This window comes from Actinomadura sp. 9N215, from assembly GCF_044326345.1.
GTDB lineage: Bacteria > Actinomycetota > Actinomycetes > Streptosporangiales > Streptosporangiaceae > Spirillospora.
Map to the genome: position 1 here is coordinate 567,637 of NZ_JBIRBA010000001.1, position 15,346 is coordinate 582,982.

General features: G+C 72.7%; 11 protein-coding genes. 4 read left to right on the forward strand and 7 right to left on the reverse strand.

Annotation, left to right across the window (positions count from 1 at the left end):
• Positions 1-56: 56 nt before the first annotated feature.
• The 4 genes from ACH34T_RS02350 to ACH34T_RS02365 all read right to left on the reverse strand — a co-directional run bounded on the left by ACH34T_RS02350 (position 57) and on the right by ACH34T_RS02365 (position 3,606).
• Positions 57-395 carry a VOC family protein gene (locus tag ACH34T_RS02350; protein ID WP_395990230.1) on the reverse strand — a complete coding sequence of 113 codons (339 nt, stop codon included), beginning with the start codon at positions 393-395 and terminating at the stop codon, positions 57-59.
• A 157-nt stretch (positions 396-552) separates the two neighbouring features.
• On the reverse strand, positions 553-1,419 hold the full coding sequence (locus ACH34T_RS02355) for a DUF6745 domain-containing protein (RefSeq protein ID WP_395990231.1): 867 nt from the start codon (positions 1,417-1,419) through the stop codon (positions 553-555).
• A gap of 99 nt (positions 1,420-1,518) precedes the next feature.
• A complete protein-coding gene (locus ACH34T_RS02360) occupies positions 1,519-2,769 on the reverse strand; it encodes an esterase-like activity of phytase family protein (RefSeq protein ID WP_395990232.1) in 1,251 nt (416 codons plus the stop codon).
• Positions 2,770-2,874: 105 nt separating this feature from the next.
• Positions 2,875-3,606 carry a S1 family peptidase gene (locus ACH34T_RS02365; RefSeq protein WP_395990233.1) on the reverse strand — a complete coding sequence of 244 codons (732 nt, stop codon included), beginning with the start codon at positions 3,604-3,606 and terminating at the stop codon, positions 2,875-2,877.
• A gap of 257 nt (positions 3,607-3,863) precedes the next feature.
• Here ACH34T_RS02365 and ACH34T_RS02370 point away from each other — a divergent pair, with 257 nt between their 5' ends.
• Positions 3,864-4,766 carry an ArsR family transcriptional regulator gene (locus ACH34T_RS02370; protein WP_395990234.1) on the forward strand — a complete coding sequence of 301 codons (903 nt, stop codon included), beginning with the start codon at positions 3,864-3,866 and terminating at the stop codon, positions 4,764-4,766.
• Positions 4,763-5,158 carry a VOC family protein gene (locus tag ACH34T_RS02375; RefSeq protein WP_395990235.1) on the forward strand — a complete coding sequence of 132 codons (396 nt, stop codon included), beginning with the start codon at positions 4,763-4,765 and terminating at the stop codon, positions 5,156-5,158. Before ACH34T_RS02370 ends, ACH34T_RS02375 begins: the two co-directional genes overlap by 4 nt.
• 25 nt (positions 5,159-5,183) lie before the next feature.
• On the opposite strand, the gene ACH34T_RS02380 is transcribed toward ACH34T_RS02375, so the two are convergent.
• From ACH34T_RS02380 to ACH34T_RS02390, 3 genes are read right to left on the reverse strand one after another with little or no spacing between them, the layout of a single operon-like run.
• A complete protein-coding gene (locus ACH34T_RS02380) occupies positions 5,184-5,627 on the reverse strand; it encodes a hypothetical protein (protein WP_395990236.1) in 444 nt (147 codons plus the stop codon).
• A 52-nt stretch (positions 5,628-5,679) separates the two neighbouring features.
• Positions 5,680-11,946 carry an SDR family NAD(P)-dependent oxidoreductase gene (locus ACH34T_RS02385; RefSeq protein WP_395990237.1) on the reverse strand — a complete coding sequence of 2,089 codons (6,267 nt, stop codon included), beginning with the start codon at positions 11,944-11,946 and terminating at the stop codon, positions 5,680-5,682.
• A 38-nt stretch (positions 11,947-11,984) separates the two neighbouring features.
• Positions 11,985-13,382 carry a class I adenylate-forming enzyme family protein gene (locus ACH34T_RS02390; protein ID WP_395990238.1) on the reverse strand — a complete coding sequence of 466 codons (1,398 nt, stop codon included), beginning with the start codon at positions 13,380-13,382 and terminating at the stop codon, positions 11,985-11,987.
• A 148-nt stretch (positions 13,383-13,530) separates the two neighbouring features.
• Between ACH34T_RS02390 and ACH34T_RS02395 the strand changes: the two genes are divergently transcribed.
• Positions 13,531-14,511, forward strand: coding sequence for an ABC transporter ATP-binding protein (locus tag ACH34T_RS02395; RefSeq protein WP_395990239.1), 981 nt, complete (start codon positions 13,531-13,533; stop codon positions 14,509-14,511).
• Entirely contained in the window at positions 14,508-15,287 is a 780-nt protein-coding gene (locus ACH34T_RS02400) for an ABC transporter permease (RefSeq protein ID WP_395990240.1), read from the forward strand. The genes ACH34T_RS02395 and ACH34T_RS02400 overlap by 4 nt, the downstream gene beginning before the upstream one ends.
• Positions 15,288-15,346 lie beyond the last annotated feature (59 nt).

Consider the following 15,346-nt stretch of genomic DNA (forward strand, 5'->3'; position numbering starts at 1 on the left):
CGCGAGCCTCGAACACCGCGAGGCTCCGGTGCCGTGGGGCTCCGGTGCTGTGGGCCTTAGGCGCCGCCGCCGAAGCTGATCTCGTTGCCTTCCGGGTCGTGGTAGATCACCTTGGACACGCCGTTATCGTAGCCCTCGCGCTTCGCGGGCTCGATGCCCCGGCGGGCGATTTCGGCGACCCGGTCGTCGAGGTCGTCGACGAACGAGAACACCAGGGCGTTCCCGGCGCGGTCCGGGTCCTGGACGATGTAGACGTATCGGTGCTCGGCCATTTCCCACACCGCTTCGATGTCGTTCGGGAGGAACGACGGCTTCCGGCCGAACAATTGCTCGTACCACGGCAGCGCCGCCGCGTAGTCGGTGACGGGAATACCGGCGAAGAGATCGAGTGCCATGTCGTCCTCTGTCTGTGGTCGCTGTGTCGCGGGTACTGACCTCGCTGCCGCCGGGAATTCATCGCCGTCCCGCATGACGAGCCCCGGGGTTCGGGGGTCGGGGATCGAGGGTCGGGCCGGGACGAGAGGATTGGTCTCGTCCCGGCCCGGCCGTGGGTCATGCCGGTCGCGGGCGCCAGCCGTCGCGGTAGCGGACGCCGCCGCCACTGAGCCGGACCTCGTCGTGCCAGGTCCCGGGGACCGGTTCGGTGCGGATCTGGTCGGGTCGCTCGACCACGACGCACACCTCCTCGCCGGGCCACCACCACCCGCACGAGCGCGCCACCGCGGCCCAGTGGCCGAGGTGGTCGAGCCGGTCCGGGGTGTAGTGCGCCAGGCCGAGACGGTGCAGGGCGTCGTAGTAGGCGATCCACGCCGCGTCCTGCTGCCCGTACCAGCACACCGGTACGGGCCCGCGGGCGGTCAGCGTGGTGCGGACGGGTTTGCGGAATCCGTCGGCGAGGCTCCGGTGCAGGGCGTTGTGGACGCCCTGATGCAGGACGACGCCCAAGGGGACACCGGCGCGGATCGCCTCCAGCGGAGGCAGTTCGGGCCAGGGTTCACGCTTCTTGCCCTTCCGCGCCGGGGTCAGCTCGGGGTCGCCGTAGACGACACCGGCGCTGAGCGCGCCGCGGAGCTGGGACGCGACCATGGCCAGATCGCTGGCCGGCGATGGCGGTCCCGGGGTGCGGGGGTCCCGGAGTCTCGCGTAGAGGTCGTCCAGCGTGGGCAGGCCCGCGATCAGCGGGATCGCCTGGTCCGGAGAGTCGACCCACGCGAACCGGGGCCGTGGACGGGACATTCGTACGTAGATCGCGGTGAGGCCGCGTTCGGTGGTCTGCCGGTCTGCGGGTTCCGTGGACAGGCCGTGGTCCAGCCATTCCTGCCGGATCTTGACTGCTTCCCGCCACCGGTCGTGAGCGTGCTTGCCGCGGACGTCGGCCGCGGGCCGGGCGGCGTCGTCGCGCCGCGTGGGCGCGATCAACGCGCCTGGGCGTCGCCGCCCTTCCGGTTGGAGATCATGCTTCGATGATGGCCTGGGTTCCACCGTCCGCGCAACCGCCCACCCCAGCACGGGGGCGGGTCAAGCGCGGCGGGGCAGCGGACGGGGCAGTCGCACCTTGATGAACTCGGTGTCGTCGGCGCGGCCGGCCACGCGGGTCGCGTCGAACGGGAAGTTGTTGTCGTTGAGCACGCCGATGGTCCGGTCGTCGAATACGGTCACCGCCTCGATCGTGAAGAACGGGAACCTGAAGACCCGGCCGGGGGTGCCGAGCCCGCGCGGGTTGGCGATGTTCAGCAGGTCCACGACCTCGGTCTTGTCGGCCAGGCCGTCGCCGTCACCGTTACCGTCGCGGTCGGGGCGGTCGGGGAGGTCGACCAGGTGGATCTTCTTGACGGCCGCCTTGTCGCCCTGCAGCTGGTCGCGTTCGATGGCGAGGAAGCGGCCGCGGCCGACGCCGATCAGGTCGGCGACGGACAGCTCGGGCGTCTGCATGCGGTAGGTCCAGCGCCGGCCGGTGAAGGCGGCGCGCCGCCGGTCGAACTCGTATACCCGCAGGTCACCTGGTGTGTCGCCGGTGACGGTGCCCTCCAGCATCGGGTACAGCGTCCCGCCGTCCGGGGAGATCGCCAGGTTCTCCAGGCCCTTGCTGCCGCCGAGGTTCGGCTTCTCCCCCGGCTCCAGCTCCGGGCTGCCGGGGGACTTCGCGCCGGGCACCGGGATCGGCCGCTCCAGCAGCCGTCCCGCGCGGTCGAAGTGCAGCACGTAGGGGCCGAACTCCTCGCCGATCCAGAACGTGCCGTCGGGCGCGCGGACGATCGACTCCGGGTCGAAGTCGGCGCCCGTGAGGACCCGGTCGGGACGGGTGAGCGGGAAGCGCACCTGCCCGTCCGGATCGCTGAGCGTGATGCCGCCGCCGGACGCCCGCACCCGGCCGTGCCGGAAGTCGGGTTCGAGCCTGTGGACGCGCAGCAGGAAGTCGGCGCTGGTCTCCTTCCGGCCGTAGCCGTTGTCGGCCAGCGCCAGGAACGATCCGTCCGCGTTCCGCACGACCCCGCTGACGCCCTGCACCGGCTGCCCGGGGAACGGCGGGCGGACGCCGTTGACCGGCTCGGTCCCCAGCGCCGAACCCGACGGCTCGCTCCCGGGGACATAGGTCTCGGCGGGTAGCTCGGCCCAGCCGACGAGCGTCGGGCGCGCGGCCGTCGGGTGCGCGGCCCCGGCACCGGCCCCGGCGTCCGGATCTGCCGACGCGGCGGACGCTCCGCCGGCGGCGATCAGCGCGGCGATGGCGCCGGGGGCCACCAGACCGGAGATGACACGTCTGCGCATGGAAACACCCTCCGTCGTGCCGCCCAGTTGATCACCGTACAACGGGCATGCGGATCGCCCGGCCGGAACGGGGTTCCGGCCGGGCGGTCCGGGCGGGGGGCGGGGTCAGACGCCGGCCACGGAGCGGATCCAGGACCGGCTGGCGGGCACACTTCCGTACGTCTGCTCCGACCGGCCGTCGGCGGTCGACGCGACGCCGACCTGCCGGCCGTTGTAGCGCTGCGGGCCGCCGGAGTCGCCGCTCCAGGCGTTGCCGTTGATCTTGCTGGTGCAGATCGCCGGGCCGTACCGGTAGTCGAGGCAGGTGCCGGACACGGACGTGACGCGCACGTCCGCGCATTTGAGCTGTTCCGAGAGCGGGCCGTTGTAACTGGTACGGCCCCAGCCGCAGATCTGGTTCGTCGATCCGACCTCCGGGTCGGCGTCGGCGAGCTGGGAGTAGGTCGTCTCGTGGGCGCCGGCCAGGTGCACCAGCGCCAGATCGCCCTTCGGCGCCACCTGGTGCTCGCTGACGTTGATCGTGGTGGCCTTCTCGCGGTAGACGCTCCCGACGCGGACCGTGAGGCCGCTGCCCACGCAGTGCGCCGCGGTGAGGACCCACGTCGGGGCGATGACGGTGCCGGAGCAGGTGAACGATCCGCTGCGGTAGATCGAGGCCGCCCAGGGGGCGTCGGCATCGGTGACGAAATAGCCGCCGATGATGGGCGGCGCGGCCTTGGTCGCCTCGGTCGTCGGCGGACGCGGCGCTCCGCCGTCACTCGCCGTGGCCGGAAGGACCATTCCGGCGAGCAGAGCCGGCACGGTACCGACCAAGGTAATGACGCGTAGCGAGAGCATGCACAGCTCCTTTGCCGTGTTATGCGCAAAAGCTCCTTAAAAATAGACCAGCGACCATCTTGTGTGGCACTTCTAGACAGCTCAGTTTTTCAGTGTGAATACTCTTGCGGTCGAAGCCGAGACTGGACGGGCCGCGCAGATCTGGCGCACGCGGAGTTTTGGATTTTCTCGATCCGTGACCATTCGTGCCGTGGGGGCGGGGTGCGTCGGCGCGCAGGCGCAGGTGCATCAAGCTGGTTTGATGTATCGTGGTTCACGTGGAGTCTTCGGAGCACGCCGCCCCGCCCTTCGTGCGGCTGGCCGCGCATCCGCTGCGATGGCGGCTGCTGCGCGAACTGGCCGCCGGCGACTACCGGGTCCGTGAGCTGGTCGACCTGGTCGGCCAGCCGCAGAACCTGGTGTCCTACCATCTGCGGCTGCTGCGCGACGGCGGGCTGGTCACCGCGCGGCGCAGCAGCTTCGACGCCCGGGACAGCTACTACCACCTGGACCTGGAGCGCTGCGCCCACGCACTGACCACGACCGGCGCCGCACTCCACCCCGCCCTCGCCCCCGACCTGGCCCGTGCCCCGGGCCTCGACCCGGACCTCGACCCGGACCTCGATCCCGACTTCGACGCGGCCCTTGGCTCGGGCCCGGGCTCGTCCGTGGTCTCGTTCCTGGGGGCCTCCTCGTCGGGGCCTCGTCTCGCCGTGCTGTTCGCCTGCACCGGCAACAGCGCCCGCTCACCGATCGCCGAAGCGCTCCTCGACCACCGCACGGGCGGGCGCGTGGACGTGGTCAGTGCGGGCAGTCATCCCAGGCAGCGGCTGCACCCGGACGCCGTCCAGGTGTTGCGCGAGCGCTACGGCATCGACGTCGCCAACCGGCGCCCGCGGCATCTGGACGCCGTGGCCGGACGGCGGTTCGACTACGTGATCAGCCTGTGCGACAAGGTCCGCGAGGTGTGCCCCGACTTCGGCGGCCGCACCCGGCGCGTCCACTGGAGCATCCCCGACCCGGCCGCCGCCACCACGATCAGTACAGCCGGGGGCGCGACGGGCGTCGGGACCGAACGTGCGGGGCATCCCGCCTTCGCCCGGGCGGCGGCGGACATCGACACCCGCATCCGCCATCTGCTGCCGCAACTCGTCCACCTACCACGAGGGGACTCGTCATGACCGCACCCGATCAGCTCGCCGGCGTCCGCTACCTCGTCGACGACGTCCAGAAGGCCGCCGACTTCTACACCACCCACCTGGGCTTCACGCTGCGCACCAGCGCCGGGTCGGCCTTCGCCGACGTGGTGCGCGGACCGCTGCGGCTGCTGCTGTCCGGGCCCGCCAGCTCCGGGGCCCGCGCGACGCCCGAGCCCGCCGTACCCGGCCGCAACCGCGTCCACCTCATCGTCGACGACCTCGACGCCGAGATCGACCGGCTCCGCGCCGCCGGGCTGACCTTCCACAGCGACGTCGTCGCCGGGCCAGGCGGGCGGCAGATCCTGATCACCGACCCGGCCGGCAACCTCGTCGAGCTCTTCCAGCCCGCCGCCACCGCACCGACCGGGACCTAACTGAGGCCGCGGGCGCGAGCGGCCGTCACCAGTGCCGTTCGACGGTGCCTTTCGTGGCGACGTGCGCCTTCTTGAGGGTGCGCAGCTTGGCGCGGCGGTGGCGGCGCCGCTGGACGCGGGCGAGCCGCCGCTCGTCCGCGACGTCGTTCGCCATGTCGTCGTCAGCGAGGCGCAGCCGTCGCTGAAGGCGGCTTTCGACCCAGTCGCCGAGCGGCAGGCCGGGTTCCTTCCGCCATTTCTTCGGGCGGCGGCGCGCCAGCCGCTCGTCCACCTCGTTCGCGGCGTCGCGGTCGGGAGGGCCCGTGGCGTCCTGAAGGATCCGCTGGACGCGGTGCCGGTTGGCGCGGTTGGGGAACCGCTTCCTCAGCCGTACGGCATTCCGCGAGCTCTTGTCGTTCTCGGCGTAGGCGTTGCGGCGGTCCTTGGCGTAGCTGATCTGTTTCTTTTCCTGAGGGCTCCTGCGCGGCATCGGTCACCTGCTTTTCGTTAGGCCGCCGCTGACCGCACTGTAGCGGGGACGGTCAATCATGGGAACTTGATTGTTCGATGGCGCTCGCCATTCCGGCCACGGTCGGGGACTCGAAAAGGGTGCGCATGGACGGCGGGTCGCCGAGCAGATCGCCCGCACGCCAGATGAGCTGGACGGCCACCAGTGAAGTGCCGCCCAATTCAAAGAAGTCGTCCTCGACACCGATGTCGCCGACGCCGAGAACGTCCGCCCACAGTTCGGCTAGGGCGGCTTCCAGGTCGGTGTGCGGGGCGACGTAGTCGCCGAGGACGGAACGGTCCGGTGGGTCGGCCAGGATCGCGTCGCCGGACGCCGGTGTCCGCATCGAGTGCCGGTCGGCCTGGCGGACGCGGGCGCTGATCTCGTCGATGGGGACGGCGCTGACGACGACCTGCGGGCCGAGGCCGGCGGCTAGGAGCCGGCGCAGCGCCTCGGCGCCGTCCGCCGGCGTTATGCCAGGCCGCCGAGTCGGCGAAGCGGGCGGATGGGCGAGCGAAACGGGCGGCTGGGCAGGTGGCTCGGCGGGCGGTGGGGCGAATGTCGGGAGGGAATCGGCGTCGAATTCGCGCAGGATGACGTCGTCTATCGACAGGATCTCCTGGCCGGATTCGTCGAGGATCGCTACGTCCATGACGCGGAGGCCGTCCGTTCTGTCCGGCTGGTGGCGTACATGGCTGAAGGCGCGTGCGGGCAGCGGGCCGCGTATGACGACCCTTCCGTATCCGATCGGGAGGTGGTCGCGGTCGTGACGGCCGGCGTCCGCCGCTATGGCCTCGTCCAGCAGCGCGGGATGGACGGTCAGGCCATCGGACACGACCGTTCCCGGGGCGGACAGAATCGCCAATGCCTCGTCAGGTCCCGCATAGGTTCGGACGAGCCCGCTCCAGCGCGGGCCCAGGGTCACCGCGCTTCCTCGTCTGTGCGGCGTCGCCGGTTCGTATTCGCTGGTGCAGCGTTCACGAATGGCGGTGATGTCGCGTGGAGGCACGGATTCGGGGACGACCGCTCTCGCCGTGGAGTGTGCGTGATCGACGGTGTGGCCGGTGGCGTCGACGGTACGTACCGCTATCGGTCGTGACTCGGTTCCGGCACCGACGACGACCTCGAAGTCCACTGTTTCGCCGTCGGGGGCTGCGAGCGGCGCGGCGAAGGCGATGTCGCGCAGTTCCACCGCGACGGTCGCGTCCTGTGTTCCGTTCACTGCGGCGATGAACGCGGCGCGCATCAGGTCGAGATGGGCCGTGCCTGGTAGGACGGGCGTCCCCTGCACGCGGTGCTCGTCGAGCACCCAGTGGGTGGTGGACGACATCGTCCCCTTGAAGACGTCCGAACCGGACGGGCCGTGGCGGTGCGCGGTGAGCCACGGGTGCGCGTCGGTCGCCGTTCCCGCGTGGTCGTGGCCGTAGGGCATGCCGACCTCCGCCGCCATGCCGACGTCCAGCCACGCGCCCCAGTTCACCGAGACGACCGTTCCGTTCCGGGGCGTCCCGTCGCGCGAGGCCGGTGCGGCGATCCCGCGCGGGCTGCGCGCGTAGGCGTCCATGAACGCGTTGGCCGCGCAGTAGTCCGACTGGCCCAGCCCGCCGGCGATGGCGGTGACGGAGGAGCACAGCGCGAGGACGTCGAGCGGCAGGTCGCCGAACACCTCGGCGAGCGCGAGCGTCCCGGCGACCTTGGGCGCCAGCACCGCCCGCGCGGTGTCCCGCCGCTTGACCTCGATCAGGCCCCCGCCGGGGACCCCGGCCGCGTGGACGATCCCGTCGACCTCTCCGAAACGCGCCCGGATCTCGCTCCTGACCCGCTGGAGCGCCTCAGGGTCTGTGACGTCGGCCGTGTGCACCGCCACCTCGGCCCCGGCCTCCTCCATCCGCCGTATCGCCTGGACGGCGCGCGACATCCGGTCGCCGGGACCGTGCTCGGCGAGCCACGCGTCCCAGGACGCCCGGCCGGGGAAGGCGGACCGGGTGAGCAGCGCAAGCCGCGCCCGGACGCGCCGCGCGAGGTGCTCGGCGATCGTGATGCCGAGACCGCCCAGCCCGCCCGTGATCAGGTAGACGCCGCGTTCGCGCCAGCCGTCCGCCGGATCCCCTCCGGCCTCCGGCGGGAGCGGGACGCGAGTGTGGGTGGGCGTCCAGCGTCTGCCGTTGCGGAGCGCGACGACCGGTTCGCCCGTACCGGTGCCGGCGAACGTGCCGGTGCCAGTGCCGGTGGTCGTGAGTTCGGTGATGAGGTGGTCCAGTGCGCCGTCGCGCAGGTCGGTGTCGATGTGGCGGCAGGTGAGGTGCGGCGCCTCCAGTGGGAGGACCCGGCACACTCCGGCGGCGAGCGCCAGCTCCGGTCTCAGCAGATCGGTCCCGTCAACGTCCTGGGCGTGTGCGGTGACGACGTCCAGGGCGGCCGGGGCGGGGTCCGGGCTTTCGGCGAGTGCCTGGGCCAGGGCGAGGAGGCCGAAGAACGTACGGTCCTGGGCGGTTTCGGCCTCGGCTCGGGTGAGCGCCGTGTCCGGGGCGGGCGGGGGGATCAGGCCCCAGGCGGCGACGATCCGGGGCGGGGCCGCCCGGCCGTCCTCGGCGAGCGCGTCGAGGACGCGGCGGTGATCTTCCCAGTCGGCCGGGTTCACCGTGAACGTTTCGTCGTCGTGCCGCTCGTATCCGGAGCCGGGGAGGACGGTGACGACGGCGGCGCCCGCGTCGCGCAGCCGTCCGGCGAGCGCCTCGCCTGGGTCGTCCTCGTCGCGGAGCAGCAGGCAGAGGCCGAGGTCGGAGGGCGATGCCGGGCGCGGGATCGGGGACGCCTGCCGCCAGCCGGGGACCTCGTACCAGTCGTCGACCGTCCGCCATCGTTCGCCGTCCGGCGCGGTCGGCGCGGTCGTGGCGGTCGTGGCGGTGGGCTCGGGGGCGTCCACCCAGTAGCGGCGGCGTTCAAAGGGGTAGGTCGGGAGCGGCACGCGGTGCCGTCCGGGGCCGGAGATCGCGGGCCAGTCGACGGGGACGCCGCGCAGCCACAGGTCGCCGACCGCGCGGAGCAGGGTGGCGCAGTCCTGGTCGTCCCCCGCAGAGGCAGCGGACGGGAGGGTCGCGGACGGGAGCGCGCCGTCGGCCCGGACGTGCGGGCGCACCAGTTCGGTGAGCGTGCTGCCCGGGCCGACCTCCACCGCCGTCCGGTCCGCCGCGCCGAGCAGCCGCGCCGCGCATTCGCCGAACCGGACGGGTTCGCGCAGATGGCGGGCCCAATACGCGGGATCGATGGCCTGCTCCGCCGTGATCCAGTCTCCGGTGACGCAGGACAGGAAAGGGACGTCCGGCCTGTTCCTCGGCACCTTCGCGACGACGTCGGCGAACTCGTCCAGGACCGGGTCCATCATGGCCGAGTGGAAGGCGTGCGAGGTGCGCAGCCGCCTGCTGGGCGTACGGTGGGCGGCGAGCGTCGCGGCGAACGCGTCCACCGCGCCGGACGGGCCCGCCACGACGCATTCGCCGGGCGCGTTGACCGCCGCCACCGACAGCTCCGGGGGCAGGAGCGCGGCGGCCTCGTCCTCGGGGAGCGCGACCGCGAGCATCGCCCCGGCGGGCATCCGCTGCATGAGACGGCCGCGCGCAGCGACCAGCGCGAGGGCGTCCGGAAGGGAGAAGACCCCGGCGAGGCAGGCCGCGGTGAGTTCGCCGACGCTGTGCCCGAGCATCGCCGCGGGCCGTACGCCCCAGGAGCGCAGCAGCTCGGCCAGTGCGTACTGGACGGTGAACAGCGCGGGCTGCGCCAGCTCGGTCTGGTCGAGGGCCTGCCGAGCGTGCCGGGTCTGCTGGGCGTGCTCGTCGGCGGTGTCGGCCAGGAGGTGATCGCGCAGGTCCAGGCCGTCAAGGTGCGGGGCGAGCAGGTCGGCGCATCGGTCGACGGCGGAGCGGAAGACCGGGTAGGCGGCGTAGAGACCGCTTCCCATGCCCGGGTACTGCGCGCCCTGGCCTGGGAAGAGGAACGCGGGCGGGCCTCCCGTCCCTCGGGCGAGTCCGGTGCGAAGGCGGCCGCGATCGTTGTCGGTGAGGGCCGTGCCTGCGTCGTGTCCGTCCTGCGCGACGAGGACGGCCCGGTGGGGACGTTCGGCGCGTCCGACCTGGAGTGTGTGGGCGACGTCGGCGAGGGGCAGATCGTCCTCGGCCAGCAGGTGCGCGCCGAGGTTCACGATCATGTCGTCGAGCGCGGTCTCGGTGTTCGCCGACAGCGGCAGCAGCTGCCAGGACGGGCGCGGCGGCGGGGCCGCCGCCCGGGCGGGCGGCTCCTCGACGATCAGGTGCGCGTTGGTGCCGCCGATGCCGAACGCGCTCACCCCGGCGCGGCGGGGCTCCGGGCCGCGCGGCCACGGCGTCAGCGCGGAGACGACGCGGAAGGGGCCGTCCGCGAAACCGATCCGCGGGTTCGGCCGCTCGGCGTGCAGGGTCCGCGGGATCAGCTCCCCCTTCAGCGCGAGCACGGTCTTGATGAGGCCCGCGATGCCCGCCGCGCTGATCAGGTGCCCGATGTTCGACTTCACCGACCCGATCCCGCACCACTGCCGGGCGGACGTCCCCGCGCCGTACGCGCGGCTGAGCGCCTCGACCTCGACCGGGTCGCCGAGCGCCGTCGCCGTGCCGTGCGCCTCCACGTACGTCACGGTCTCCGGGTCGACGCCCGCCCGGGCCAGCGCCCGCTCGGCCACGGCCGCCTGGCCGTCCACGCCCGGCGCGGAGAAGCCCTGTTTGGCGGAGCCGTCGTTGTTCACCGCCGAGCCCAGGACCACGGCGTGCACCGTGTCGCCGTCGGCGAGCGCCGCGGACAGCGGTTTGAGGACCACCACCCCGGCTCCGCTGCCCCAGATCGTGCCGCGCGCGTCGGCGTCGAAGGGGCGGCAGTGCCCGTCCGGGGAGACGACCCCGCCCTCCTGGTACAGGTAGCCGTGACCGTGCGGGAGCACGATCGAGGACGCCCCCGCGAGCGCGACGCCGCAGTCGCCGCGGCGCAGCGCCTCGACGGCCAGATGCACCGCGACCAGCGACGTCGAGCACGCCGTCTGCACGGTCATGCTCGGGCCACGCAGGTTCAGGCGATGCGAGACGAACGTCGCGAGGAAATCGGGGTCGTTGGCGGACGAGACGGCCAGCGTGCCGACGCTCTCCACGACCGCGCGGTTGGGCCGGACGAACTCGAACCCGTACGTGCCGCGCCCCGTGCCCGCGAAGACGCCGATGTCGCCCGCGAACCGCGCGGGATCGTACCCGGCGTGCTCCAGCGCGGTGTGCGCGGTCTCCAGGAGGAGCCGGTGTTGGGGGTCGCGGATCTCGGCCTCGCGCGGGGTCAGGCCGAAGAACGCCGCGTCGAAGCGGTCGGCTCCGTCGAGGACGGACGCGGCGGGCACGAACGCCGGATGGCGCGCGACGTCCGCCGGGACGCCGAGGGAGATCTGCTCGTCCAGGGAATAGCGGCGGATCGACTCGACCCCGCCGATCAGGTTCTGCCAGTACGCGTCGAGGTCGTGCGCCCCCGGGAAGCGGCCGCTCATGCCGATGACGGCGATCGGCTCGTCCGGCGGGACGTCCGCCGCCCCCGGCCGCCCGATGGGCTTCGCGGCGCGGCCGGTGTTCCGGAGGTCTTGGGCGATGGACGCGAGCAGTTCCCGGCGGGCGGTGTGCGGGAAGAAATGGTCGCCCGGGAGAACGCGCAATGCGAAGTCGGACGAGGTGTGCGCCCGCCACCCGGACATCTCGTCGGCGCCGACCATGGCGTCGGCGTCTCCGGCGAACGCGGTGATGGGGCAGCCGAACGGTTCTTCCGCCACGAAACGGTAGTCGTCGGTGAACGCGAAGTCGGACCGCAGGATCGGCAGCCAGACCGCGCGCATCGCCGGGTCGTCCAGGAGGTCGCGCGGGGCGCCGCCGAGCCCGGCCAGCCAGCCCGTCAGCTCGTCGTCGGTCATCTCGGCGACGCGCGGCCTCGACAGCGGCGTGTGCGGCACCGGCGAGCCGCCGACGAAGAACCAGGCGGGCGGTGGGGCGCCGACGCGGCGGAGCCGCCTGCACAACTCGAATCCCAGGATGCCGCCCATGCTGTGGCCGAAGACCGCGTAGGGCCGGTCGGTCATCGTCAGGGCCGCGTCGACGAGGTCGTCGACGTCGACGGCCGGTGGCTCGTCCGCGCGGGCCTCGCGTCCGGGAAGTTGGACGGCCACCACCTCGATATCGGGGAGGAGTTCCGCCCAGCCGCGGAAGGCGGTCGTGCCGCCGCCGGCGTAGGGGAGGCAGAGCAGTCGCATTCGCGCGCCGGGCCGCGGCGCGTCCGTCCTGAACCAATTCATCGCTGCTCGGCGCCCGCCTCTTCACCACGCGCCCGGCCGGTTTCCGCGCCCGCCGGATCAGCCGCCTCGCGCGCCGGATCAGCCGCCGTGCGCGCCGGATCGGCCGCCTCGCGCGCCGGGTCGGATTCGCGGCGCAGCAGGTCGGCGACGAGCATTCCGCGACGCGCCTTTCCGGTCAATCCTCGCGGTATCTCGGACAACCGGACGAAACGGTGCGGAAGCTTGTGCGGCGACAGAAGGGCGGCCAGGTTTCTGCGTAGTTCCGCGTTCGGCACGTCTCCATCGGTCACCACGAAAGCCACTATCTCCTCCCGTTCGGAGACCGGCATTCCCGCTACCACACAGTCGGTGACGCGGCCGTTCATTCGCAAAGCCTGCTCGATCTCGTGCGGGTCCACTCTTCGCCCGCCTATGTTCATCAGTTCGCTGCGCCGTCCGGAGATATGCAGGTTGCCGTGCTCGTCGAGGCGGCCGAGGTCGCCGGTCCGCCGCCATTCCGCCGACCGCCCGGAGCCGTCCCCGCCGGACGCCCACGAATGCCGGACGAGCACTTCTCCGGAGGGGTCGATCCGGAGTTCGGCGCCGTCCAGCGGGGCGCCGACGCCTTCGCCGGGGTCGCCGCGTCCGAGCGTCACCGATCCGTCCTCCGTCGTCCCGTAGGCGGGGAGCAGCGGCACGCCGGTCGCCTTCTGCCAGCCCGCGACCAGGTCGTCGGGCAGCGGCTCGCCGCCCGCGACGCAGGTGCGCAGCGCCCAGTCGCGCGTGACGCCCGGCTCACCGGCCAGCCGCTCGGCATACCGGCGGTACAGAAAGGGAATCGACAGCAGCACGGTCACCCGCTCACCGAGCAGGGTCCGGTGGAATTCGGCGGGCCCGAGCAGCCCCGACCGGACGACCACGGTGGCGCCGCTGAGCAGCCCTGCCAGCAGGCTCCGGTCGAGGTTCATGCGGTGCGGCATCGCGGCGGTGCACCAGACGACGTCGCTCTCCCCGAGCCGCAGGCTCCGCGCGCACGCGCGCGCATTCGCCAGCAGTTCCGGCCAGCCGACCTCGACGATTTTCGGAAGGCCGGTGGTTCCCGATGTGCTCAATCCGAGAACGGGCGCCTCGCTGCCCGCTCCTTGGAAAAGCGCGGTGGCGCGTTCGGCCTCCCATGGCGTGGCGGCGGCGTCCAGGAGGAGAACGCTGTGGCCGCCGCACGCCAGGGTCAATAGCGCGATGACGTCGTCGACGGTGCCGGACACGGAAAGCACCCGCCGGTCACTTCCCTCAACGGACGACGACAGCCGCTCCGCCAACTCGCCATAACCGATCTCGCCGCCGGCGCCCTTCAGCGCGACACGATCCGGGTCCCGGCGCGCCGCCGACCGGACGGCGTCCACAAGCGGTTCCATGACACCCGGTGATCGAGCACTCGCGAATTCCATTCGGGCTCCAATCTCGGCCTTTTCAGGGCCAGTATGCCGGGCCTGTGTGTACGGCCCTCGCCGGCGAACCCGGCCACCGGGTGAACCCGGCCGCACGGGCTGGAACAATGCCTCCATGATCTCGGTTGAGGGCCTCACCAAGCACTTCGGCCCGGTCCGCGCCGTGGACGGGCTGAGTTTCACCGCGCGTCCCGGAATGGTCACCGGATTCCTCGGCCCGAACGGCGCCGGAAAAACGACCACCCTGCGCATGCTGCTCGGCCTGGTGACGCCCACGTCCGGGCGGGCCCTGGTGAACGGGCGTCCGTACGCGGCGCTGGACCGTCCGGTCACCGAGGTCGGCGCCGCGCTGGAGGCGACGGGGTTCCATCCCGGCCGCAGCGCCCGCGACCATCTGCGGATCGCCTGCACGGCCGCCGGGCTCCCCGAACGGCGGGTGCCCGCGGTCCTGGAGCTGACCGGGCTCGCCGGCGCCGCCGACCGGAGGGTGGTGGGGTACTCCCTCGGCATGCGGCAGCGGCTGGCGCTCGCCACCGCCATCCTGGGCGAGCCGCGGGTCCTCATCCTCGACGAACCCGCCAACGGCCTGGACCCGGCGGGCGTCCACTGGCTGCGCTCGCTGCTGCGCCACCTGGCGGATGACGGATGCACGATCCTGGTGTCCAGCCACGTCCTCCCCGAGGTCGAGCAGACCGCCGACCACGTCGTCATCGTCGCGCACGGCCGGCTCGTCCGGGACGCGCCGCTGGCGGAGCTGGTCGGCGCGGGCGGCGAGCTCCGCGTCGCGACCGAGCAGGCCGGAGAGCTCGCCGCCGCGCTGGAGAACGCGGGCGGCCGGGTCCGGCGCGCGGACGACCGGCTGTGGGTGACCGGGCTCGAACCGGAGGACGTCGGGCGCGCGGCCCTCGAAACGCGGGCGGTGCTCACCGAGCTCGCCCGGGAGCGCTCCGGGCTGGAGAAGATCTTCCTGGAGCTCACCATGGCGGACCTGGCCACCCCGCCCGTCCCGGACGCCGCCGTCCCGGCACAGGCGGCCCCGGAAGCGGCCCCGGAGGAGGTCGGCGCGCCGGGCACGGAGAAGGGCGGACGGACATGATCAACCTGATCAGGGCGGAGCTGTTGAAGATCCGCTCCACCCGGATGTGGCTCGGCATGCTGGCCCTGAGCCTGGGCTTCAGCCTGATGGGCCTCGCCGTGTACGTGGCGCTGGCCGGCGTCGAGATGGACGGGGAGACCACGATCCCGCCGGTCACCGACCCGGCGACCGTCCGCGCGTTCTACGCGAGCGCGAGCGGCGGCGTGCTGTTCATGATGATCCTCGGCATTATGGGGATCACCGGCGAGTACCGGCACCAGACCATCAGCGGGACGTTCCTGATCACCCCCGTGCGCGGCCGGCTGCTGGCGGCCAAGCTGATCTCCTACTTCCTGTTCGGCGCCGGGTTCGGGCTGGCGACCGTGCTGGTCACGGTGGCGGTGGCGCTGCCCGCGCTGGCGGTCAAGGGCGGCTCGACCTCGCCGCTCGACCATGACGTCCCGCTGATCCTGGGCGGCACGGTCCTGGCGATGGCGCTGTACGCGCTGGTCGGGCTGGGGCTGGGCGCGCTGATCCGCAACCAGATCGCGGCGATCATCGTGGCGGTCGGCTGGGTGCAGCTGGTCGAGGGCATCGTCACCATCGCGCTGCCGGAGGCCGGGCAGTGGCTGCCCGCCGGGGCGGTGCGGGCGATCACGCGCACCACGTCGGCGTTCGGCGGTCCCGGCGAGCTGGACACCCTGCCCGCCTGGGGCGGGACGCTGCTGCTCGTCGGGTACGGGCTGGCGTTCGCGGCCGTCGCCACCGTCACGACCGTCCGCCGCGACATCACCTAGCCGGGCCGACGCGGACGGCCTGATTCGTCCTTTCCGGTTGCGGGGCCGTGCGGGCGCCT